The sequence below is a fragment of the Hanstruepera sp. CR43 genome (genome assembly GCF_055227665.1).
Window position 1 is genome coordinate 2202450 of record NZ_CP200078.1, and the last position, 23542, is coordinate 2225991.

Sequence of the window (23542 nt, forward strand, 5' to 3'; positions counted from 1 at the left end):
AAATAATATTTTAGAAAGATTCCTGTCATGCAGGAATCTTTTTATATTTACAAAAACCTTACAGTATGGCATCTATCTTCACAAAAATTATTAGCGGCGAAATCCCATGTTATAAAATTGCGGAAACCGACAAGTTTTTTGCGTTTTTAGATATTAATCCCAATGCTAAAGGCCATACTTTATGTATTCCAAAACAAGAAGTTGATAAGTTGTTTGATTTAGATGATGATACCTATTTGGAATTGATGGCTTTTTCTAAAAGGGTTGCAAGTGCTATTGCTAAAGCCGTCCCTTGTAAGCGGGTTGGGATGACTGTCATAGGTTTAGAAGTACCTCATGCACACGTGCATTTAATTCCACTAAACTCTATGGAAGATGCGCGCTTTATTAGTAAGCAAAAATTAACTGATAAGGATTTCAAAGAAATTGCATCTGCAATACGAGCCCAATTATAATTGATCTTTTAAAAAGAATAAAGCAACTCCAGCAATAATTAGCGCTATGGCTACGCCTATCAATATCCAAGCTTTTTTCTTTAGTTTAAAGGATGCTTTTTTAGGTTCGAAAGCGCGTTGATGATACTTAAATACACGCTCAATATCGTCGGTCCAACTAATGGGATAAATGGTTGTATTGCAAGTTTTACAGGATAGCACATGGCTTGTTTCCGTAGTGAGCGATTTGTAAAAATGGGTTTCAATAAATTTTTGCTTGAACGTCAAACGTAGCCCGTCATTACTGTAGCATTCTGGACAGTTATTTTTTAGGGCAACTTCTTTGATGGTGATTAAGCTCTCTTTCATGATGAAACCGATTTTAATTCAATTTGCATAGTCGTACCTTTGTTGGGTTCTGAATGAAGGACTTTAATTTTACCGCCATGAAACTCTTCAATGATACGTTTGGCCAATGATAATCCCAATCCCCAACCACGTTTTTTAGTCGTAAAACCTGGCTCAAAAATAGTTTTGAACTGCTTTTTTGAGAGACCTTTCCCAGTATCACTTACTTGAATTTTTACAGTCTCTTCCAATTGTTGAATGGAAATAGATAGCTTACCCTTGCCCTTCATAGCGTCAATGGCATTCTTGACTAAATTCTCAATTGTCCAACTATATAATTGCTTATTCAGTTGAACAAAAATAGCTTCACTTGGAGCTTGTAATTCAAAATCTATAAGGTCTGAAGAACGCGCCTTTAAATAATCGTAAGAATCTATGGTTTCTTGTACAATGTCAGCTTTCTCAAGTGTTGGTAATGACCCTATTTTACTGAAACGTTCGGTAATGGTTTGTAATCGGCTAATATCCTTCTCAATTTCGATGATGTAATCAGGATTGATATTTTCTGTTTTTAAAATTTCGGTCCACCCAATTAATGACGACAATGGTGTGCCAATTTGATGGGCTGTTTCTTTAGCCATTCCAGACCAAAGTTTGTTTTGTGTAGCAATTTTGGAACTACGGTAAAAAAAGTAAACAACAGCCCCAAAAAGAAAAATGATAAGTAAAAGAGCTAGTGGATAGTATTTGAGTTTATTTATCAACGGTGAATTGCCATAATAAAGTTTTCCTAAATTCACATTGGTATTTAATTCAGAATCAAAATAGGATAGTTCAATAGGCTTGTTTTCTTCTTTGAATTTATTAACCAGTTTAGTAACATAACCTTTATTATCAAGCATGGTACTATCAATGTTTCGCCAAAACCCAACTTCATTTTGTTCACTGACTACAATCATGGGATTGTCATTTTTTGTATCAAAAAACACTTTTGAAGACACCGGATTTATATTATCCGTTAAAAAGTTTTGCTGAATATCACTCTGTGCTGCGGCCCATATATCCATTTTTTTTCGCTGTTCTTCCTTAAAATGCTGAAAAAACACATAGGTATTCCAAAGGATTAAGGATATAATTCCAAAGGACGCAATAACAATAATCCAGCGCGTAATATTACGATGTTTCGAAAAAATCATAGAGTCATTTACAAACGGTAATATAATGTAAATCTGTTAATAATATTGTGTGATAAGGCAACCAAATCATTTTTAGTTCATTATCAGATTAATTACATTTGTGCAAATTAAAAATAATTCATGACTTCATTCGAACCCAAAGAGCTTTCAACAGGCAAATTACACAGTTATTTGTTGTGTGCTGTTGCACCTAGACCAATTGCTTTTGCCAGTACAGTTGATAAGGAAGGTAACCCAAATTTATCTCCTTTTAGTTTCTTTAATGTGTTCAGTGCCAATCCACCAGTCATGATATTTTCACCTGCAAGACGCGTGAGGGATAATACCACGAAACACACTTTGGAAAATGTTTTAGAAACCAAGGAAGTGGTTATCAATGTTGTGAATTTTGATATGGTACACCAAATGTCATTGAGTAGTACGGAATATCCAGAAAACATCAATGAATTTGAAAAAGCTGGATTGCAAATGCTAAAATCTGATATGGTAAAACCATTTCGTGTAGCTGAATCACCCATTCAGTTTGAATGTAAAGTCAATGAAGTCATCTCTTTAGGGCATGAAGGGGGTGCAGGCAATTTAGTTATATGCGAAGTTGTTAAAATGCATATTGATGATGAGGTATTGGATGAGAATGGTCATATTGTTCAAGAGACTTTAGATTTAGTGGCACGTGCTGGTGGTAGTTATTATAGCCGCGCTAAAAATGGCTTTTTTGAAATACCAAAACCCTTATCAACATTGGGTATTGGTGTTGACAGCATTCCGGAGTATATCAAAAATAGCATGATTTTAACTGGAAATGATTTAGGCATGTTAGGAAATGTTGAATCACTTCCCAATGAGGAATCAGTTCAAGAATTCGTGGCATCGGTTAGTGAACGCTATCCGAATATTTCAGAAGCTACACATAGAGAAAAACATAAATTGGCACATAACTACTTAAGTTTTGGTGATGTAGAAAGTGCCTGGAAAATATTATTATCATAACACAGAAAATTAGAATAGAAAATGGAAGTACAAGGGAGAATTAAATTAATTGGAGACACACAAACTTTCGGTGCAAACGGATTTAGAAAAAGAGAAGTGGTCGTAACAACTGAAGAACAGTATCCGCAACATATCATGATTGAGTTTGTTCAGGATAAAACAGACTTGCTAAACAATTTTCAAGTAGGGCAACAAATAAAAATCAGTATCAACTTACGTGGTAGGGAATGGGTGAATCCTCAAGGTGAAACCAAATATTTTAATTCCATTCAAGGATGGCGCATTGAAGCATTACAATCAGAATCTGCTAACCCTGAAATGCCTCCTGTTCCACCTGTTGAAGCATTTGAGCCAGCAAATGATTTGAATGAAGACGATCATGACGATCTTCCTTTTTAAAAATAGAAGGCCTTATAAAATGTCAATCCCAACTTTTTGAAGTTGGGATTTTTTTATATAAAAAAGCCTTGAATGAACAAGGCTTTAGTTTTGTGGTTTTAGATTTGACCTTTATAAACAAACTCAAAAAAAGCAATGATGAACAAAATTTATTGCACAAAGGCCACTGTAAAGATGGTGAAAAAAGTTGTATTTTCAAAAACTATAGAGGTTTAAGAACTGTAATCATGGGATTCAATAAATTCATTTTAAATGACTTATGCATGTTTTAGGAACTGAAATAGCTTTCCCAAACCCACGTTTAACCGATGAAAATGGACTATTGGCTATCGGTGGCGACCTATCGGTTGAGCGGTTGCTGCTTGCTTATAAAATGGGCATTTTTCCTTGGTTTAATGATGAAGAACCTATTTTGTGGTGGTCTCCCGACCCGCGTTTTGTGTTGTTTCCAAGTAAACTAAAAGTTTCAAAAAGTATGAAGCAGGTACTTCGAAATTCGGATTTTGAGGTAACAGTTAATCAAGAATTTGAAAAAGTCATTTCAGAATGTTCTAAAATAAAGCGAAATGGTCAAGGTGGAACTTGGATTACTTTTAGCATGATAGAGGCCTATTCGGAACTACATCGAATGGGTTTTGCTAAATCAGTTGAGGTATGGTTGGAGGGTAAATTGGTTGGAGGTCTTTATGGTGTTGATTTAGGCAATGGCGTTTTTTGTGGCGAAAGTATGTTTTCAAAGGTTACCAATGCCAGTAAAGTAGGCTTTATAACTTTTATACAGAATACCAGCTACGGCCTTATTGACTGCCAAGTTTATACGAACCATTTAGCGAGTCTGGGTGCTGAAGATATTTCTAGGGAAGATTTTTTAAAGCATCTGTAGTTATACTTCATCATACCTGAAACATGCCACTTCGTGGTCATTGACCATGCCTGTTGCCTGCATGTGCGCATAAACAACCGTACTACCAACAAAATTAAAACCACGTTTTTTTAAATCTTTGCTCAAAGCATCGGAAATAGCAGTTGTTGCAGGTGCATTTTTGTGGTTTTTTAGGTTGTTTTTTATGGGTTTATGGTCAACAAACCCCCAGATATATTCCGAAAATGAACCAAACTCATCCTGAATTTTTATGAAAGCTTGAGCATTGGTCACAGTGGCATTGATTTTTAATTTGTTGCGAATGATTCCTGCATCTTGCAATAAGCTATCGATTTTAGGTTGTTGGTAAGAGGCTATTTTTTGGTAGTCAAAATTATCAAACGCCTTTCTAAAGTTTTCGCGCTTTCTTAAAATCGTAATCCAGCTCAATCCAGCCTGGAAAGTTTCAAGAATCAAAAACTCAAATAAGGTCTCATCATTATAAACTGGAACGCCCCATTCCTGATCGTGATAGGCTTCATAAAGTGCATCCCCGACACACCAGCCACATCTGTGTTTTTCCATTTTTTTAATGATTTAATTGTGCTTCTAGTTCTATAATTCTTTCATTTTTCTGTTTCAATTCAATACGTAATTCTATTGTATATAATAAGATAAAAATCAAGACACAAAACTTTGAAAAATCATATAAAGGCAATGAGTCGCTTAAATAATAATTTTCATATAAGTGAAATCTTTTTCCTATGTATAAAAAGAAAAATAAAATGATGAAAAAGTTCTTTAGACTTTTAATAATTTTCAGCCAAGTCATATTTTGTAAGGTTTAAAGATTCTTTCTACTAATGTAACAACTGTCACGCAAATGGCAGTACAATAAATGTATTTTTGTTTAAAATAATTATATGGAAATCACCCACGATAGCGACATTCAAACGATTATAGGCAGCAGTTTAAAAACAGCAATAAACTATAAGGACTATAAGGAATTAGTCAAAAATATGGTTGACAATAAATCGACAACAGGGAATGACAAATCAGAAGCTATGGTTAATTATACAATGCTGAATGATCGCCGTATGAAACGCTGGGATAAAACGGTAAAAGCTACTGAAGAGTCTAAAACGCGTTTAGAAGGATTTGATAAACAAGTCACCTGGTTGGTTGTTACCGAAAGCTGGTGTGGTGATGCGGCACATGTTATTCCGGTTTTTAACAAAATTGCAGAACTCAATCAGAATATTGATTTAAAATTAGTCTTACGAGATGACCATGACGAGCTCATGAATCGGTTTTTAACCAATGGCGGCAGGGCTATCCCAAAGCTAATAATGATGGATAATGAGACTAAAGATATTTTAGGAACTTATGGGCCTAGACCCAGTGAAGCCACAAAAATGGTTAATGATTACAAGGCTGAACATGGCACTCTAACTCCAGAATTTAAAGAAGATTTACAACGATGGTACAATGCTGATAAAGGCCAGACTGCCATTGAGGATTTATTGCAACTGTTGGGAGTTTAATTTTTCCCTTCAAAGTAAAACGTAATGGATCCTAATTGCGATTTTTTTGAAGCATCAGCACTAAATCGGGCATCTTTGGCGTAATCAATAGCATGATCGTGTAGGCAGACATTATTTGTAGACGCAGCTTCGTTAATTGAAGCATTGGTGACCTTCCCTAAAGCATTTACGGTAATGTTGACCACCACTTTTCCACCTGTTTCACATAGGTAAATAGGCGTTGGTAAAAACGTAAGGGTTCTGTTTAACAGTGAGTAATGTGATGTGCTGTTTTTGTTTACAGATTGCTGACTTAAATTACTTTGCTGTTTTTTTAAAACCGAATTTACGTTATCAAATGATGAGAGCACGTCATCATCAATTTCTGGTTGTGAAGTGGTTTCATTTGGACCGTTATGATCTTCTCCCTGATTTTCAGATGGTGTATATTCATAATCTTTTGGAGGTGCAATAGGTTGATAAGCTTGCGCAAACCGTTTATAATTTTCAGTTTCGTTATAGGCTTTATTGGTTTCTGCTACCTGTTTTTCAGCGGCTTCTTTTGCTAATGCTTCTTCTTGAAGTTCTTCTTCAGTCTTTGGTTCAACTAAATAATAGCTTTCTGTAATAAGGTCTTCCTGTTGTTTTAGATGAAACGTAAACATACCCATAACCATCGTTCCCGAAATAAGGGCCGTTATCAACATAGCTTTATGTTTATCGGTTAAATTCAAAGATTTTAATTAGGCTAATCAAGCATGTTTCAATCTAATATACGGAAAAAAGCCTTATTTGGTCGTTAAGCTTTTTATAAAGGCCTCTGGAGAAAGGGCATTCGCAACATCAAAGGATCCTATTTTGGTGCGTCTTAAAACAGATAAATGAGCACCTGAATTCAGTGCTTTGCCAAAATCGTGAGCTAAAGATCGAATATACGTGCCTTTACTACAAACCACTCTGAAATCAAGATTATTGCCATCAATCTTGGTAATTTCAAATTCGGAAATGGTAACTGTTCGTGATTGTATCTCAACGTCTTCACCAGCACGTGCAAATTCATATAGGCGTTTACCATCCTTTTTTATAGCTGAAAAAACGGGTGGATATTGTTCAATATCACCAATAAATTGTTGGGTGGTTTTATGAATCAGTTCATCGGTAATATGGTCCGTTGGAAAAGTATGATCGATTTCCGTTTCTAAATCATAGGAAGGCGTGGTGCTCCCAATGACAAAGGTTCCTGTATATTCCTTGTCCTGACCTTGAAAGGTATTGATTTGTTTGGTCATTTTTCCCGTACAAATAACCAGAAGACCGGTAGCTAAAGGGTCTAAAGTACCCGCGTGACCAACCTTTATTTTTTTGATGTTAAACGCATGTCGTATTTCCCATCGCAACTTATTGACAACCTGAAACGATGTCCAATTCAAGGGTTTGTCAATTAATAGTACTTCGCCATTAAGAAAATCTTCCGCAGTTTTCATATCGTTAATTTATCCAGGCATATATTATAGCTGCCAGACCAACAATGATACAATAAGCGGCAAAATAGGAGAGTTTACTTTTCTTAACAAGGGCTATCATCCATGTACAAGCAAATAAACCAGCGACAAAAGCGGCTATAAAACCGACACTTAATGATGTAAAATTGGAACTTTCATAGGTCAGTTCGCCACTTAAAATATCCTTCGCAATTTTGCCAAATATCAATGGAATAACCATTAAAAATGAAAAACGTGCTGCCCGCGATTTATCATTACCAAGCAATACAGACGTTGAAATGGTGGCACCCGAACGGGAAATACCTGGTAGCATAGCAATGGCTTGAGAAATCCCAATAACAAAGGCATTGCCAAAACTCACTTTTTTAAAGGTATCCTTGGCTTTGTCCGCCAGTAGCAATAAAATAGCCGTTACGAGCAACATGAATCCAACCAACAAAATATTCCCTCCAAATAGGCTTTCCAATTGCTCTTCAAAAAATAATCCGACAATGACGGCAGGTATCATGGAAAGTGCAATTTTGGCGGCAAATTGTAGGTCTTCATTCCATTGAAATTTCAAGATGCCTTTTAACAACAACCAGATATCCTTTCTAAAAACAACCATAGTGCTTAAGGCCGTAGCAAAATGAAGAACCACAGTGAATAAGAGACTTTCTTTAGGGATGGATGCATCACCTAAAATAGACTTTCCCAATTCTAAATGACCACTTGATGACACTGGTAGAAATTCAGTAAGTCCTTGAATAACACCTAAAATAATTGAATCTGAAATATCCATAGGGCAAAAATATCAAAATGCACTTATCAAAGTGACCAATGAAGTAAATAAGTGTTATTTTTTATCAGGATTCAGTAAAATGGCATAAACCTCAATCCCGAAACCAATGAGCACTAAAGCAGGAGCCAAACGAATGCGACGCCAGCTAAAAATATCGGGATTAAACACATTAGGGTCGTCACTACCACCACCAGACATTAAAATAAAGCCCAATGCTATGAAAGCCAAACCAATCAGCATGAATTTATAATTCTTTTTCCCAAATATAAATTCTGCTTTTGCTGCTTCTTTTCGTTTTTGTTCGCCCATAATCAATTAAATTCTGTGAAATAATATCGTCACCAATTGCCAATTGCGCAATGTGTTCGGATGTCCCTAACCACAATTTAGGTAAGTGCAAAGTAACCCTTTTATTTAAAACTTTTGCGTTAAGAGAATCTAAATTTAATCCGCGCTCCAATCCACGGTTAATATAATAGCGGTCACCATGGCTGTCACTAAATACAATATCGTAGGACGTCCCTTCACTAATCTTAATAATGGTTTCTGTTTCGACTACACAGCTTTCAGGTTGCGGATCTTGAATTATTAGAGATTTGATCCCAAAAAAAATGACTCCCAAAAGTATTATCGAAATAAAAATGAATAGAACGTATTTTTTCATTTGAAGAAAACGTTGGTTATATATCTTTTAACGAAGAGTACCAATAATTATTATTAACTAAGAATTAAAGTCAGGACTATATACTTCATACTTCAAATTTAGGTTTTCAGATAGAAAAGCGACTATCTTTTTAGCATTTTCCTGTTTTTTGAATCCGATCACTTCAGTTTTTTCAGTATGAGATTTATTGAGAAGGTATATGTAAAACTTATAGAAACTATGAGTGTTTTGAGGAAATACAATCCCAGGTGCTGGCATGCCATGAGCTCTTTTCAATTTTAACAATGAAACTGTAGTTTTATTTTTTAAATCAATACTTTGCTTATAAATTAAAAACCCTAAAACGAAGTACCCTTTAAAGAGTTTATATTCTTTAACTAATAACCCTGACCTTGAGAAGATAATTGCTGACATTAAAAGTGTAAAAATTCCTAAATAAATTGAAACTATAGGAAATGGTTTTTCTATTAAAGAATAGCTTTCGCTTTCAGCTAGGTAAAAAAGAAAAAGTGTCACCAATAAAATAATAGATAAGTGAATTTTTTGAATAAGATCTAAATTGTGCTCGCCAATTATTTTTTTCATAATATTCAATCACTAATCACTAATCACTAATCACTAATCACTAATCACTAATCACTAATCACTAATCACTAATCACTAATCACTAATCACTAATCACTAATCACTAATCACTAATCACTAATAATACAACTGATCCGTCTTTAAATTCAAAAACCGTTGTGTGGCAATAAACGTACTAATCCAGGTAATTACAATACCCAACATAAAAATACCCGCAAACAATCCAGCAATTAGCACCGTATTGTTCAATAAGTTGAGTTCAGGGAATGTTTTGTTGACGTAATAGAACACAATAGCCATGCCTATCATGGCTAAGATTGCGCCGATAACTCCCAAGCGAACACTTTTCCAAACAAAGGGTCTACGTATAAATTGCTTGGTAGCACCAACCATTTGCATGGTTTTGATAGTGAAACGTTTGGAATATACAGACAGCCTGATGGAACTATTAATAAGCAACACCGCAATAACCGTAAATAAGGCACTAATGACCAAAATCCAAAAGCTGATTCTCTTAACGTTATTATTCATTAAAGTGACCAAATCATTATCATACCGCACTTCATCTACAAAGCTTTTGGTCAATGCTTCTTCAGAAATGGCCTGCAATTGTGTTTCATTCACATAATCGGCTTTGACATGCACATCAATAGAATTTTGTAATGGATTATACCCCAAAAACTCCATAAAATCCTCACCGTTTTCAGCTTTCATAGATTCCGCAGCTTGTTCTTTAGAAACAAATTCCGTGGATTTAACATATTCTGAAAGGGCCAAACTCTTTTCCAATTGTTTAATCTCAACATCTTTGGCAGAATCTTTCAAGTAAATGGTTACCACAACCTGTTCTTTAAAATGATCTGAAACCTTTTTGGCATTAATCACCAGCATCCCCAATAAACCCAATAGGAATAATACGAGACCAATACTCAAAACAACTGAAAAATAGGATGAAATTAAGCGGCGTTTTTGATACCTGTCAAATGATGAGCTCATAGAAATGTTTGTTAGTGATGTAAAAATATAAAACTATTTCATACTAATATCAAAAGACCATAGTCTTTTGAAACCATTAAAAAATTGTCATTCCCACGAAAGTAGGAACCCATTGGTTTATCTTTAAACGTTTAAACTTTCAACATTGTTATAATAAGCGTAAATTTGATGTTAAAAGAAATCTGAATTTGACCTTTACGCTTCACGATTTAAAAATTTCAAGACCAGGACTTTGGTTTCCAACTATTTGGATTTATTTAGTGCCATTTCGAATTGAAGATTACTTTTGGTTAGAGTTCAATTTTTGGTTGGGATTCATTTTTGTCACATTTCCACTTAACTATTTAGTTTATGGATTTAATGACTTAAATGATGTTTATGCTGATAAACTTAACGACAGAAAAGGAAACTTTCTATTTGGGGCAAAATCTTCACCCGAACAACTGGAATCTATCTTGCTTAAAATTGCAATTATAATAAGTCCTTTCATCATTTATTTTTCAATAATAGGCGGTTGGAAAATGTTTGGTTTGCTCATGTTTATGATTGTTATTAATGGGTTGTATAATTTTAAACCATTCAGATTTAAAGAGCGTCCGCCTTTTGAAATTGCTATTCAAATAGGATATGTGTTTACTGCATTTTTTAGTATTCAGTTAAATGACTTGAATATATTACCATGGCAAACAATTTTGTATTTATCGCTATTTGCATTTCAGGCGCATATTGCCGGTGAAATTATGGATATAGAACCCGATTTAAATTCGGGAAAGAAAACAACAGCCACGATAATCGGAAGAAGGAATACCAAATTCCTAATGCTGCTTATTCTATTGGTTGAAGTTTATATTTTATCATTTTGGTTTCAAGACTACATCTTGGCAGGATTTTTATTGACTTTTTCTGGATGGCTCATTTTGGATAACTTTTTTTTCTTTAAGTCAAAACCTTACTCGGTTGATCAAATGAAACTATTTGGATTAGCTATGAATGTATCTGCCATTTTATCAATGATTTGGATCCTGTATTCAGGAAAATTGTTGGACCCTGTTTTTTGATTGTACTTCCCTTTTACAATCTTATAATAAACCGTAAATTTGCGCTTTTATAAGCGGAAAAACAGGACGATGAAATACAATTTCAACGAGATCGAAGCCAAATGGCAAAAGTATTGGGCAGACAACCAAACCTTTAAAGCGGCCAACCATTCAGACAAACCAAAATATTATGTATTGGATATGTTCCCATATCCCAGTGGTGCTGGACTGCATGTGGGTCATCCGTTAGGATATATTGCTTCCGATATTTATGCACGTTATAAACGCCACAAAGGGTTTAACGTTTTGCATCCACAAGGATATGATAGCTTTGGATTACCCGCTGAACAATATGCCATTCAAACAGGTCAGCATCCTGCGATTACCACCGAAGAAAACATTAAAACCTATCGCAGACAGTTAGATCAAATTGGCTTTTCATTCGATTGGTCTCGGAAAATTCGTACCAGTGACCCGAGTTATTACAAGTGGACCCAGTGGATTTTTATTCAACTGTTCAATTCCTGGTATAATTACGATAGTGATAAAGCCGAAAACATTGACACGCTAATTTCTGTTTTCGAAAAAGAAGGAAATTTTAAAGTGAATGCGGCTTGTGATGATGGTGTAGTTGATTTTACTGCGGAAGAATGGAATGGTTTGTCTTCTGAAAAACAACAAGAAATTTTATTGCAATACCGATTAACCTATTTAGCAGAGACCGAGGTGAATTGGTGTCCTGCTTTAGGAACTGTTTTAGCAAACGATGAGATCGTTAATGGCGTTTCAGAACGTGGCGGACATCCTGTGGTTAGAAAGAAAATGACCCAATGGTCTATGCGTATTTCGGCTTATGCTGAACGCTTATTACAAGGGCTGGAAACTATTGATTGGACAGATTCTCTAAAGGAGAGTCAACGCAATTGGATTGGTAAATCCGTTGGAGCCTCTGTCACTTTCAAGGTTAATAATCATGATGCTGTTATTGACGTTTTTACCACCCGACCTGATACTATTTTTGGAGTCAGTTTTATGACTTTGGCACCAGAGCACGAATTAGTCGCGAAAATCACGACGGACGAACAAAAGGCAGAAGTAGATGCCTACATTGAAGCAACGGCTAAACGTAGCGAACGCGATAGAATGGCCGATGTTAAAACCATTTCAGGGGTGTTTACCGGTGCTTATGCCGAGCATCCCTTTACTAATGAACACATTCCAATATGGATTGGCGATTATGTTTTGGCTAGTTATGGAACAGGAGCTGTCATGGCTGTGCCATGTGGTGACCAACGCGATTACGATTTTGCCAAGCATTTCAATATTCCAATACCTAATATTTTTGACGGTGTTGACATTTCTGAAGAAGCCTTTGCCGATAAGGAAAACACGGTTATTGCTAACAGTGATTTCCTTAATGGTTTGAACTACAAAAAAGCGACTAAACGGGCTATTTTTGAATTGGAGCAATTGGGTCAAGGTGAAGGAAAAACCAATTACCGTTTGCGTGATGCCGTATTTTCGCGCCAACGTTATTGGGGAGAGCCTTTCCCAGTGTATTATGTTAATGGCATGCCGCAAATGATTGATGCCAAGCATTTACCCATTAACTTGCCAGAAGTAGAGAAGTACTTACCTACGGAAACGGGCGAACCACCTTTGGGTAACGCCTCCACTTGGGCTTGGGATATAGTAGCTAATCAAGTGGTTGATAATAGTAAGATAGACCACAATACAGTTTTCCCACTAGAGTTAAATACCATGCCAGGTTGGGCAGGCAGTAGCCAATACTTCAACCGCTACATGGACCCGCATAATGACACCGAAATCTTTTCACAGGAAGCGGTGAATTATTGGCAGGAAGTAGACTTATATATTGGTGGTAGCGAGCACGCTACAGGACACCTGCTATACGCGCGTTTTTGGCAAAAATTCATGTATGATTTAGGCTTGGTGCCAGTGGATGAGTTTGCTAAAAAACTCATTAACCAAGGGATGATTTTGGGAACGAGTGCCATAGTTTATCGTATATCTGGTGAAAATATATATGTTTCTAAAGGGTTGAAAGATGATTATGAAGTCGAGGAGTTAAGGGTTGATGTTAGCCTGGTTAATTCTTCTGACGAAATAAACATTAATCAATTGAAAAATTGGCAGCCTCAATTTAAAGATGCTGAATTTATTCTTGAGGACAATAAATATATTGTTGGTAGAGAAGTTGAGAAAATGTCGAAGCGTTGGTTTAACGTTGTTAACCCTGATAGTATTTGTGAAGACTATGGTGCCGACAGTTTGCGTCTGTATGAAATGTTTTTAGGGCCTTTGGAGCAGTACAAACCATGGAATACTGCTGGTATTACAGGGGTGCATGGATTCCTTAAAAAGCTTTGGAAATTATATGTTGATGAAAACGGTTTAAATGTAACTGATGCTGAGCCAACAAAGGACAATTTAAAGACCTTACATAAAACCATTAAAAAAGTAGAAGAAGATATTGAGAATTTCTCGTTTAACACGTCGGTATCTACTTTTATGATTGCCGTTAATGAGTTAACCGCTCAAAAATGTACCAGTCGTGATATTTTGGAGCCATTGATTGTGTTGATTTCACCGTATGCACCTCACATCGCTGAGGAATTATGGAGTCAGTTAGGGCATAATGAGTCTATTTCAACTGCGCCATTCCCTAAATTTGAGGAGAAGCATCTGGTAGAAAGCAGTAAGAACTACCCGATTTCCTTTAACGGTAAAATGCGTTTTACGTTGGAGTTACCCTTGGATATGAGCAAAGAGGATATTGAAAAAACCGTATTGGCACACGATAAAACACAGGAGCAATTGCAAGGTAGAACACCTAAAAAAGTAATTGTGGTTCCTGGTAAAATTGTAAACATTGTCGGATAGTACTGTCATTCCTGCGAAGGCAGGAATCTCTTGGCTAAAAGGATTAAATTTAGAATTAAGCATGAAAAAAATACTCATAATTCTATTGACTCTAGCTTGTTTCAGCTTGTCAGCTCAAACCGAATTACTACAATTCCCTCAAGATTTTTATGGTATTTACAAAGGGGATTTGCATATAACCAATGCCAGAGGGAAGCAAACCATTCAAATGGAGTTTCATTTAAACCCGACTGATTCTATCGGGAAATTTCAATACATGTTGGTGTATATTATGGATGGCAATCGTCAGGAACGTCATTATAATTTATTGGAAAAAGATGTGGCTAAAGGTGAATACATTGTTGATGAAAATAACGGTATTCTTATCGACGCCAAGCTAATAGATAACACTATTTTCTCCATGTTTGAAGTACAAGGGAACATCTTGACAACTACCGAGCGTTTTTATAAAGACAGTATGGATTTTGAAATCACCTTTGCCAGTAAAGCCCAGCAAACCAAATCAGGAACAGTAGGTGAAGATGCTACCGAAGTGATTTCATATCCCATTTCAGTTTTGCAAAAAGCAAATCTCAAAAAACAAAACTAGATTTGTTAATTCCATAATTTTTAAATGGGATTTTGACGATTCCATAAAAATTTCAAAAACCTGATTTTCAGGGTTATATTTTAAATAAAAACCTTTTATTTTTAATTCCAATTATAAATCTTTTAAAGCCAATCAAAGATGAAAATTGGAGTCCCAAAGGAAATTAAAAACAATGAAAGTCGTGTGGGTATGACACCTGCCGGTGTTATGGAATTAACCAGCAACAACCATACGGTTTATATTCAATCCACTGCAGGCGAAGGCAGTGGATTTTTTGATTCAGATTATGAGGAAGTTGGAGCCGTAATTGTCGATAATATCCAAGATGTCTATTTAAAGAGTGATATGATTGTCAAAGTCAAGGAACCTATTGAGGTGGAGTATGCATACATAAAACCCAACCAAATTGTATTCACTTACTTTCATTTTGCTTCTAGTGAAGCGCTAACTCTAGCAATGCTTAAAAGTCAGGCCATTTGTATTGCTTATGAAACCGTTGAGGATGAAGATGGTTCCTTGCCATTATTGACTCCCATGTCTGAAGTTGCAGGTAGAATGGCTATTCAACAAGGCGCTAAATATCTTGAAAAACCCATCAAGGGTCGTGGTGTATTATTGGGAGGTGTCCCAGGTGTTTCCCCCGGAAAAGTATTGGTGTTGGGCGCTGGTGTTGTGGGTATTCAAGCCGCGAAAATGGCAGCAGGATTAGGTGCTCATGTTACTATTATGGACATAAATATGAAACGTTTACGCTATGTGAATGATGTCATGCCCAGCCACGTGGTTACCGAATTTTCAAGCGTGTACAACATAAAAAGGCATATAAAAACGCATGATTTAATAATAGGAGGTGTCTTAATCAAAGGTGGGAAGGCTCCTAAACTTATTACCAGAGAAATGCTCAAGGACATGCGACCCGGAACGGTATTGGTTGATGTTGCTGTAGATCAAGGCGGTTGCATGGAAACCACAAAAGCAACGACCCACGAAGATCCCACCTATATCATTGATGATATTGTTCATTATTGTGTGGCCAATATGCCTGGGGCTGTTCCTTATACATCCACATTGGCATTAACTAATGTGACACTGCCCTATGTTTTAAAACTGGCTAATATGGGTTGGGAAGCAGCTTGTAATGCAGATGCATCTCTAAAAAAAGGACTAAATGTTGTCGAAGGGCATATCGTTTACAAAGGCATAGCAGAAGCCTTTGGCTGGGATTGTCAGATGACATAACCTGACAAAGTTTCTTAACGAATATTTGGCTCATTATTTGCTATATTACTACTAAATTTACAGTTTAAAATAGAAAACAATGATCGGATATTATATATTGATTGGTGGTATTGCTTTAGTAAGTTGGTTGGTTAGCAATCAATTAAAGCAAAAATTTAAAAAATACTCACAGGTTCATTTGCGTAATGGGATGAGCGGTAAAGAGATTGCTGAAAAAATGCTGTCAGATAATGGCATCTATGATGTTGAAGTCATTTCTACTCCGGGTCAACTGACAGATCATTACAATCCAAAAAACAAAACAGTAAACTTAAGCGAAGCAGTTTACAGCCAGCGTAATGCTGCTGCAGCGGCAGTGGCTGCTCATGAGTGTGGTCATGCGGTACAGCATGCACAAGCCTATAGTGCTTTACAAATGCGTTCGGCTTTGGTTCCTGTCGTTTCAGTAACATCAGGTATGTCACAATGGTTGGTGATTGGTGGATTGATATTGGGTGCTGCTGCAGGAATGGGTATGGGCTTTTGGATTGCTGTTGCTGGTCTGGTTTTTATGGGCTTTGCAACCCTATTCAGCTTTATCACATTGCCAGTGGAATACGATGCCAGTAATCGTGCCTTGGCTTGGTTAAAAAATAAAAATATGCTGTCCCAAGAAGAATATTCAGGAGCTGAAGATGCGTTGAAGTGGGCAGCTCGCACCTATTTGGTGGCTGCTGTCGGTGCTTTGGCATCGTTGTTATATTGGGCGCTTCAAATTTTTGGAGGAAGAGACTAAATTAAAAAATAAGTTATTATTTAAGTCGGATTCATACAAACCGACTTTTTTTTGCTTAAATTTCAAGAATGAATACTAACTAACACAATTAAATTTATGGAAAATCAAGTTCAAGAACCATTATTATTAAGTGAAGTTTCAGATGCTGAACGCGTGGCATTTTACAAGAAAACCTATGCGCATGTAGCCGGAGGTGTATTAATTTTTGTTCTTTTTGAATATTTATTATTACAAAGTGAAACTATTGTTGAATTCATGTTCTCAATGACAGAAGGATACCGATGGTTGATCATGTTGGGCGGTTTTATGTTAGTCACTAATTATGCTGAAAGCATGACTATGAAAACCACTAATAAGAATACCCAATATTTAGCATATAGCTTATACATTTTTGCCGAGGCCTTAATTTTTGTGCCTCTTATTTACATTGCTGCATTTTACATGGATTCTGGGCCTGAAATTTTAAATCAGGCAGCTATTGTCACCTTGGCTTTATTTACGGGCTTATCTGCTGTGGTATTTGTAACAAAAAAGGATTTTTCATTCATTAAAACAGGGTTGACTATTGGGTTTTTTATTGCCATCGGACTAATTATAGCAGGCACCCTTTTTGGGTTTAATTTAGGCCTGTGGTTTTCTGTTGGGATGTGTTTATTGGCTGGAGGCTCCATTCTATATCAAACATCCAACTTGGTGAATAAATATTCAACCGAGGATTACATTCCAGCTTCATTGGGATTATTTGCATCCTTGATGTTATTATTTTGGTATGTACTATCCATATTTTTATCGAGAGATTAAAAAGAAAAGCTCCTGAATTCAGGAGCTTTTTTTATAGTTCTATTTGCCGATCTATCTGTTGGGCTAGAGAGATAAAGGTTTCGGTTCTTGAAACACCCGGAATAGATTGAATGTTTTTATTGAGCAACTGCATGAGATGCTCATTATCCTTGCAAAGTATTTTGATAAAGATGCTCCAATTTCCAGTGGTATAATGGCACTCTAAAACTTCAGGTATTTTTTTAAGTTGTTTCACGGCATCTGGATTACTCATGGCCTTATCTAAATAAATGCCAATGAACGCCATGGTGGTATAACCCAAAACTTTTGGATTAATCACAAATTTAGAACCTGAAATAATTCCTGATGCTTCCAGTTTTCGCAACCGTTGATGAATAGCTGCGCCAGATATCCCCACTTCTTTTGCAATGGCCAGAATAGGTGTTCGGGCATCACGCATTAATGCGCGTAGAATGGTTTTATCTATGCCATCAATTTCAATATTTTGATTAATGACCTTCATCTAGATATTTAAGGGGTTGTAGCCAAGATACGGGACTTCGATTTCTTTGAAAGTAATGTCGTAGGTTTCCAATTCTTTTAGAATAGGTTCATAGACTTCTTTAATAATAGGCATCTGAACACCTGGCGTTGTTATCTTTTCATTTAAAATCGCTAAAGTAGCTATGGCTACGGGCAAACCAACTGTTTTAGCCATGGCTGTGTAGGTTTGATCTTCGCCCAGGGTAACCATGGTAGAATCTATTTGATGTTTTTTGCCTTCCAGTTCATAACCAAATTTATGATACATAACAATCATATCTTTTTCATCGTCTGCAAGCGTCCAGCTGTCCATTAATATTTTTTGCAGGATTTGGGCTGGAGTGGCTTTTTTAAGACCAACCATTTTTTTATTATTGAAAATATCCAATTCAATTAATTTATCCCAAACAATATCATCTTGATCAATTTTTAAGGCATGCCTAAACTTTAGTTCAACAGAATCTGTCGGGCTGTAAGGCAAAAAGGCATTTACAAAATCTCTATATGACATGTTCTCGCTATCATCAATAGTATATTCATCATCGGTCATACCTAGTTGAACAAACATATTCCAGGCGCGACTGAAGCCCACACGACGCATGGTGCCTCGATATAATGTTCTGGCATCATCCAGTCCATAAGCTGATTGGTACTTCAGAGAATCTCTATTGGCATAAGCCTCAAAACGGCCATATCCTTCAACATCTAAAAATTCGGTGCGTCTAAACAAACGGTTGTAAGGAATATACTTATAAGTACCTTCCTGTAAAAACTTGGCAGCCCCACCTTGGCCTGCTACAACAACATTCCTTGGGTTCCAAGTAAACTTATAATGCCAAAGGTTATTGTCGCTTTCCGGAGCGACCAACCCACCTGTAAAGGACTCAAAAAGAATGACTTTTCCGCCTTTGTTTCGAATACGGTCAATTACCTGCATGGCACTCATATGGTCAATTCCAGGATCCACACCAATTTCATTCATAAAAATAAGACCTTTATCCCGAGCGGCTTTATCTAATTTATGCATCTCATCACTGATGTAGGATGCCGTCACCATATTCTTATTAAAAGCAATACAGTCTTTGGCAACCTCAATGTGAAACCTAGCCGGTAGCATGGATACTACAATATCACAATTTTGAATGGCACTTTGTCTTGAATGTTTATCATGAATATCTAGCATAATAGCTTGGGCATTGTCATGGTCGTTTATCAATTTTTTGGCATGGGAAAAATTGACATCGCCTACAATGACAATCAAGTTTTCAGACTCCGATTTGTCTAGTAAATATTTTATAAGGTAAGATGCCGATTTGCCTGCACCAATGACTAATATCTTTCGCATAATGAAATTTGTTCAGTATTTTTGTGTACACGAAAGTAGTAAATAGTAACTGTTATAAAAACCCAATTTATAAAATTCTATGAACAAAGAAGTATTGATTCTCGGAGCATTTTTTGGTGGATTAAGTGTCATTTTAGGGGCTTTTGGAGCTCACGGACTTAAAGAATCCTTATTGGCGGAATCTCTGCAAGTATTTGAGACTGGTGTGCGCTATCAAATGTACCATGCTTTGTTACTTTTAATCATTGGAAGCACCCAAATAGTTGATATGAAAACCAAGAAAATCGTTTTCTATCTTGTGCTTTTAGGAGTATTGTTGTTTTCAGGTTCTATTTATGGTTTAGCGACCAATTCATTGACCTCATTTGACTTTACAAGTATAGGCTTTATAACACCTATAGGCGGTTTGTTACTTATTTTAGCGTGGGTTTTATTGTTAATAAAGTTTTTGAAAAACAAGGCTGATATTTTGTGAAATAATCGGTCTACTTTAAAATAATGTGTAATTTTGCAGGATAAAACAACACAAAATATTATGGTAAATCAGACTCAGGCATCGAAAACGATTTCGTTGGAACAATACGGAATAAAAAATGCCAAAGTTCAATATCAGTTATCTTCAGAAGAATTACAGAATATTACAATAGAAAAAGGACAAGGCGTTGAGGCGTCCTCCGGTGCATTGGCTGTCAATACAGGCGAGTTTACTGGGCGTTCTCCACAAGATAGGTTTATTGTAAAGGATGACATCACCAAAGATCGGGTATGGTGGGGGAATATCAATATCCCTTTTGATTCGGATGCATTCGGAAAACTTTATGACAAGGTTGTTAGTTATCTTTCTGAAAAAGAAGTATTTGTTAGAGATTGTTATGCTTGTGCCGATGAAAACTACCGATTGAATATTCGTGTTATTAATGAATATCCTTGGAGCAACATGTTTGCATATAACATGTTTTTAAGACCAGAAGATTCAGAATTGGAAAATTTTGCACCTGAATGGACAATTGTCAATGCTCCTGGCTTTATGGCAAATCCTGAAGAGGATGGAACACGTCAACATAATTTTGCTATTTTGGATTTCACCAGAAAAGTAGCTTTAATTGGTGGAACAGGTTACACAGGAGAAATTAAAAAAGGAATTTTTTCGGCACTAAACTTCATATTACCAGTATTTAAGAATACATTACCGATGCACTGTAGTGCCAATGTTGGGGAAGATGGAGATACTGCTATCTTTTTTGGTTTGTCTGGAACAGGTAAAACAACCCTGTCTGCTGATCCGAATAGAAAGTTAATAGGTGATGATGAACATGGTTGGACTAATGAAAATACCGTGTTTAATTTTGAAGGTGGCTGTTATGCAAAAGCCATTAACTTGACTGAAGAAAACGAACCAGATATTTACAGAGCCATTAAAAAAGGGGCTATTCTGGAAAATGTCATCATGGATGAAAATGGTGTTGTGGACTTCACAGACACATCTATTACGCAAAATACACGTGTTAGTTATCCTATATTTCATATTGACAACATTCAAGTGCCTTCTATAGGTGAAAACCCTAAAAATATTTTCTTTTTAACTGCAGATGCTTTTGGTGTGTTGCCTCCTATTTCTAAATTGACCCCTGGTCAGGCAGCTTACCATTTCATTTCCGGATACACGGCCAAAGTTGCTGGTACAGAAGCAGGAATTGATGAACCTTTACCAAGTTTTTCCGCTTGTTTTGGAGCACCTTTTATGCCATTGCACCCAACAAAGTATGCTGAAATGTTGAGTGCTAAAATGAAAGAGGCTGGTGTTAACGTTTGGCTTGTAAATACAGGTTGGACAGGAGGTCCTTATGGTGTAGGAAGCCGTATTAAATTGAAATATACAAGAGCTATGATTAGTGCGGCACTGAATGGAGATTTAGATGAAGTGACTTATGAAACATACCATACACACTCTGTTTTTGGATTGTTGCAACCTAGACATTGCCCTGGCGTTCCATCTGAAGTATTGAGTTCCAGAAGGACCTGGGATAATGATGAAGGTTATTACAAAGCAGCTTATAAATTATCAGAATCATTTAGAGCTAATTTTAAGAAGTTTGAGGAGTTCGCAAACGAAGAAATCCTTGCGGGAGCACCCAATTTGAAGCCAGAATAGCAGATTATTGCATTATTTTAGACGTAATGCACGTTTTTGACTTGTTAGTGTTAAAGAAATTTGGTATTTTTAAAGGTCAAATTACAGAACCTCAATACTATGAAAAAAACTACTTATTTTTTTACACTAATAATCTTTATTGCATTTCAAAACTTATCTTTTGGGCAGTACACAGCTATACCTGATGTTAATTTTGAGCAGGCCCTGATTACTTTTGGGTATGATTCAGAGGGTACGTTAGATGGTCAAATTTTGACTGCTGATGCCAATGGAGCATCTGGTTCGTTGTCTTTTGCTGGACAGAATATATCTGATATAACAGGTATTGAAGCTTTCGTCAATATAGACGGTCTTAATATGTCTTATAACCCTATAAATGTAGCGGTTGATTTGACCTTAAACACGCTATTAACTAATGTTAATTTTGAAGAATGTAATAGCTTGCCTAGCTTGACAATTACGAATTTAACAGCACTCCAAGTTCTCAATATTTATGGAAGTGCTATAACTACGATTGATGTTTCGACAAATACAGCTTTATCCGATATTACAGCTAGAAATGGAAGTCTAACAAGTTTAGATTTATCAGCTAACAGTAGTATAGTTGCAGTTAATGTGAGAAATTGTAATTTATCAAGTTTGGATATGCGTAATGGAAATAACGCGAATGTAACTAGTTTTAATTCCGATTTCAATAGTGGACTTACTTGTATTTTTGTTGATGATTCAGCTGAACCTAATTTAGCGACTTGGTCAATTGATTCAGGTAGTACTTTTGTTGAAAATGAAGCCGAATGTGCTACCTTAAGTGTTGATTCGGTTACAGCAGTGGTCTTTGATTTGTATCCAAACCCTGCAACGGATGTCATCAATATTACTTCTAAATCTCAAAAAGCTTCAATTGAAGTTTACAATATAACAGGTAAGCAAGTGTTATCTAGAAAGCTTGGAATAGGGGACAATAGAGTCAGTATTGCTCAATTGAAATCAGGTGTATATTTAGCCAGATTGATATCTGATTCAAGTGTTGAAACTAAAAAACTGATTGTTCGTTAATTAAGTTTTAAAAAATAAAGACATAAAAAAGCCCAACTCAAAAGTTGGGCTTTTTAAATCTATAGAGTGTTGCTATTTTTTCTTGTTGTTTTCTATGATATATTTTTCAAGAGCCATCGTCATTGAAGGTGTTTCAGGTGTTGGTGCAGCAATATCAACTCTTAAACCACGCGATTCAACGGCCTTAATGGTTGTATTCCCAAAAACGGCAATACGAGTGTTGTTTTGTTTGAAATCAGGGAAGTTGTGAAATAATGAGTCAATTCCTGAAGGGCTAAAAAACACCAAAATATCGTAATAAACATCTGCTAAATCTGATAAATCACTGATTACAGTTCTGTAAAAAACAGCTTCTTTCCAATCGACATTTAGAGAGTTCATCGTTTCTGGAACTTCAGGTTTCAACTTATCAGTTGTGGGTAAAAGAAAATTTTCTCCTTTATACTTTTTGATTAAAGGTGATAAATCGGCAAAAGTACGTTTACCGACATAAATTTTACGTTTTCTGTAAACAACGTATTTTTGTAAGTAGTAGGCAACGGCTTCAGACTGGCAGAAATATTTCATAGTGTCCGGCACCTTAAAACGCATTTCTTCGGCAACTCTGAAAAAATGGTCAACGGCATTTCTACTTGTTAATATAATCGCAGTGTATTTTGTTAAATCAACTTTTTGCTGTCTTATCTCCTTTGCATCAACTCCCTCAACATGAATAAATGGCCTAAAGTCAATTTTAACTTTTTGCTTTTCTTGAAGATCAAAATATGGCGAATTTTCTATTTTAGGTTCTGGTTGAGATACTAAAATTGTTTTCACTTTCATAAATAAAATTCTGTTTTTAA

Annotated in this window: 26 protein-coding genes; 14 read left to right on the forward strand and 12 right to left on the reverse strand. The window is 36.0% G+C overall.

Annotation, left to right across the window (positions count from 1 at the left end):
• Nucleotides 1-65: 65 nt before the first annotated feature.
• Nucleotides 66-455 (forward strand): HIT family protein, encoded by a 390-nt coding sequence (locus tag ACKXGU_RS10005; protein WP_463465181.1) that lies wholly within the window; start codon nt 66-68, stop codon nt 453-455.
• Here the strand turns inward: ACKXGU_RS10005 and ACKXGU_RS10010 are convergent.
• Both ACKXGU_RS10010 and ACKXGU_RS10015 read right to left on the reverse strand, forming a co-directional pair.
• Complete coding sequence (locus ACKXGU_RS10010) at nt 450-803, reverse strand: hypothetical protein (RefSeq protein WP_463465182.1); 354 nt, start codon at nt 801-803, stop codon at nt 450-452. The two genes, ACKXGU_RS10005 and ACKXGU_RS10010, sit on opposite strands and share 6 nt — an antisense overlap.
• Complete coding sequence (locus ACKXGU_RS10015; RefSeq protein WP_463465183.1) at nt 800-1978, reverse strand: sensor histidine kinase; 1179 nt, start codon at nt 1976-1978, stop codon at nt 800-802. The genes ACKXGU_RS10010 and ACKXGU_RS10015 overlap by 4 nt, the downstream gene beginning before the upstream one ends.
• 120 nt (nt 1979-2098) lie before the next feature.
• On the opposite strand from ACKXGU_RS10015, the gene ACKXGU_RS10020 reads away from it, so the two are divergent.
• From ACKXGU_RS10020 to aat, 3 genes are all read left to right on the forward strand, one after another.
• Nucleotides 2099-2968, forward strand: a complete 870-nt coding sequence (locus ACKXGU_RS10020; RefSeq protein WP_463465184.1) for a flavin reductase family protein — start codon at nt 2099-2101, stop codon at nt 2966-2968.
• Between the two features lie 21 nt (nt 2969-2989).
• Nucleotides 2990-3367, forward strand: coding sequence for a DUF3127 domain-containing protein (locus ACKXGU_RS10025; RefSeq protein WP_463465185.1), 378 nt, complete (start codon nt 2990-2992; stop codon nt 3365-3367).
• Between the two features lie 259 nt (nt 3368-3626).
• The gene (aat, locus tag ACKXGU_RS10030; protein ID WP_463465186.1) at nt 3627-4250 is read left to right on the forward strand and encodes a leucyl/phenylalanyl-tRNA--protein transferase; all 624 of its coding nucleotides are present in this window, start codon (nt 3627-3629) and stop codon (nt 4248-4250) included.
• On the opposite strand, the gene ACKXGU_RS10035 is transcribed toward aat, so the two are convergent.
• Complete coding sequence (locus ACKXGU_RS10035) at nt 4251-4814, reverse strand: DNA-3-methyladenine glycosylase I (RefSeq protein ID WP_463465187.1); 564 nt, start codon at nt 4812-4814, stop codon at nt 4251-4253.
• 338 nt (nt 4815-5152) lie between these two features.
• On the opposite strand from ACKXGU_RS10035, the gene ACKXGU_RS10040 reads away from it, so the two are divergent.
• Nucleotides 5153-5773, forward strand: coding sequence for a thioredoxin family protein (locus ACKXGU_RS10040; RefSeq protein ID WP_463465188.1), 621 nt, complete (start codon nt 5153-5155; stop codon nt 5771-5773).
• Here the strand turns inward: ACKXGU_RS10040 and ACKXGU_RS10045 are convergent.
• From ACKXGU_RS10045 to ACKXGU_RS10070, 6 genes are all read right to left on the reverse strand, one after another.
• The gene (locus ACKXGU_RS10045) at nt 5770-6459 is read right to left on the reverse strand and encodes an energy transducer TonB family protein (protein WP_463465189.1); all 690 of its coding nucleotides are present in this window, start codon (nt 6457-6459) and stop codon (nt 5770-5772) included. The two genes, ACKXGU_RS10040 and ACKXGU_RS10045, sit on opposite strands and share 4 nt — an antisense overlap.
• An 81-nt stretch (nt 6460-6540) precedes the next feature.
• Entirely contained in the window at nt 6541-7236 is a 696-nt protein-coding gene (truB, locus tag ACKXGU_RS10050; RefSeq protein ID WP_463465190.1) for a tRNA pseudouridine(55) synthase TruB, read from the reverse strand.
• A 4-nt stretch (nt 7237-7240) separates the two neighbouring features.
• Entirely contained in the window at nt 7241-8035 is a 795-nt protein-coding gene (locus tag ACKXGU_RS10055) for an undecaprenyl-diphosphate phosphatase (protein ID WP_463465191.1), read from the reverse strand.
• A 54-nt stretch (nt 8036-8089) separates the two neighbouring features.
• A complete protein-coding gene (locus tag ACKXGU_RS10060; protein ID WP_463465192.1) occupies nt 8090-8344 on the reverse strand; it encodes a DUF3098 domain-containing protein in 255 nt (84 codons plus the stop codon).
• Nucleotides 8345-8756: 412 nt separating this feature from the next.
• Nucleotides 8757-9284: a hypothetical protein gene (locus tag ACKXGU_RS10065; protein WP_463465193.1), complete on the reverse strand. Its 528-nt coding sequence runs from the start codon at nt 9282-9284 to the stop codon at nt 8757-8759.
• Between the two features lie 117 nt (nt 9285-9401).
• The gene (locus ACKXGU_RS10070) at nt 9402-10280 is read right to left on the reverse strand and encodes a cell division protein FtsX (RefSeq protein WP_463465194.1); all 879 of its coding nucleotides are present in this window, start codon (nt 10278-10280) and stop codon (nt 9402-9404) included.
• Between the two features lie 188 nt (nt 10281-10468).
• Between ACKXGU_RS10070 and ACKXGU_RS10075 the strand changes: the two genes are divergently transcribed.
• From ACKXGU_RS10075 to ACKXGU_RS10100, 6 genes are all read left to right on the forward strand, one after another.
• Complete coding sequence (locus tag ACKXGU_RS10075) at nt 10469-11338, forward strand: UbiA family prenyltransferase (RefSeq protein ID WP_463465195.1); 870 nt, start codon at nt 10469-10471, stop codon at nt 11336-11338.
• A gap of 69 nt (nt 11339-11407) precedes the next feature.
• Nucleotides 11408-14221, forward strand: a complete 2814-nt coding sequence (gene leuS, locus ACKXGU_RS10080) for a leucine--tRNA ligase (RefSeq protein ID WP_463465196.1) — start codon at nt 11408-11410, stop codon at nt 14219-14221.
• Between the two features lie 61 nt (nt 14222-14282).
• Complete coding sequence (locus tag ACKXGU_RS10085) at nt 14283-14810, forward strand: hypothetical protein (protein WP_463465197.1); 528 nt, start codon at nt 14283-14285, stop codon at nt 14808-14810.
• Between the two features lie 138 nt (nt 14811-14948).
• On the forward strand, nt 14949-16049 hold the full coding sequence (gene ald, locus ACKXGU_RS10090) for an alanine dehydrogenase (protein WP_463465198.1): 1101 nt from the start codon (nt 14949-14951) through the stop codon (nt 16047-16049).
• A 79-nt stretch (nt 16050-16128) separates the two neighbouring features.
• Nucleotides 16129-16824 (forward strand): zinc metallopeptidase, encoded by a 696-nt coding sequence (locus tag ACKXGU_RS10095; RefSeq protein WP_463465199.1) that lies wholly within the window; start codon nt 16129-16131, stop codon nt 16822-16824.
• A 96-nt stretch (nt 16825-16920) separates the two neighbouring features.
• Nucleotides 16921-17625 (forward strand): Bax inhibitor-1/YccA family protein, encoded by a 705-nt coding sequence (locus ACKXGU_RS10100; RefSeq protein WP_463465200.1) that lies wholly within the window; start codon nt 16921-16923, stop codon nt 17623-17625.
• Nucleotides 17626-17656: 31 nt separating this feature from the next.
• On the opposite strand, the gene ACKXGU_RS10105 is transcribed toward ACKXGU_RS10100, so the two are convergent.
• Together ACKXGU_RS10105 and ACKXGU_RS10110 are read right to left on the reverse strand one after the other, a co-directional pair.
• A complete protein-coding gene (locus tag ACKXGU_RS10105) occupies nt 17657-18127 on the reverse strand; it encodes an Lrp/AsnC family transcriptional regulator (protein ID WP_463465201.1) in 471 nt (156 codons plus the stop codon).
• Nucleotides 18128-19492 carry a saccharopine dehydrogenase family protein gene (locus tag ACKXGU_RS10110; RefSeq protein ID WP_463465202.1) on the reverse strand — a complete coding sequence of 455 codons (1365 nt, stop codon included), beginning with the start codon at nt 19490-19492 and terminating at the stop codon, nt 18128-18130. It lies immediately after the preceding gene.
• Between the two features lie 79 nt (nt 19493-19571).
• Here ACKXGU_RS10110 and ACKXGU_RS10115 point away from each other — a divergent pair, with 79 nt between their 5' ends.
• From ACKXGU_RS10115 to ACKXGU_RS10125, 3 genes are all read left to right on the forward strand, one after another.
• Nucleotides 19572-19967 carry a DUF423 domain-containing protein gene (locus ACKXGU_RS10115; RefSeq protein ID WP_463465203.1) on the forward strand — a complete coding sequence of 132 codons (396 nt, stop codon included), beginning with the start codon at nt 19572-19574 and terminating at the stop codon, nt 19965-19967.
• Between the two features lie 60 nt (nt 19968-20027).
• Complete coding sequence (pckA, locus tag ACKXGU_RS10120) at nt 20028-21644, forward strand: phosphoenolpyruvate carboxykinase (ATP) (RefSeq protein WP_463465204.1); 1617 nt, start codon at nt 20028-20030, stop codon at nt 21642-21644.
• A 99-nt stretch (nt 21645-21743) separates the two neighbouring features.
• Complete coding sequence (locus ACKXGU_RS10125; protein WP_463465205.1) at nt 21744-22700, forward strand: T9SS type A sorting domain-containing protein; 957 nt, start codon at nt 21744-21746, stop codon at nt 22698-22700.
• Nucleotides 22701-22772: 72 nt separating this feature from the next.
• Here ACKXGU_RS10125 and ACKXGU_RS10130 read toward each other — a convergent pair whose 3' ends face one another.
• The gene (locus ACKXGU_RS10130) at nt 22773-23522 is read right to left on the reverse strand and encodes a uroporphyrinogen-III synthase (RefSeq protein WP_463465206.1); all 750 of its coding nucleotides are present in this window, start codon (nt 23520-23522) and stop codon (nt 22773-22775) included.
• Between the last annotated feature and the right edge of the window lie 20 nt (nt 23523-23542).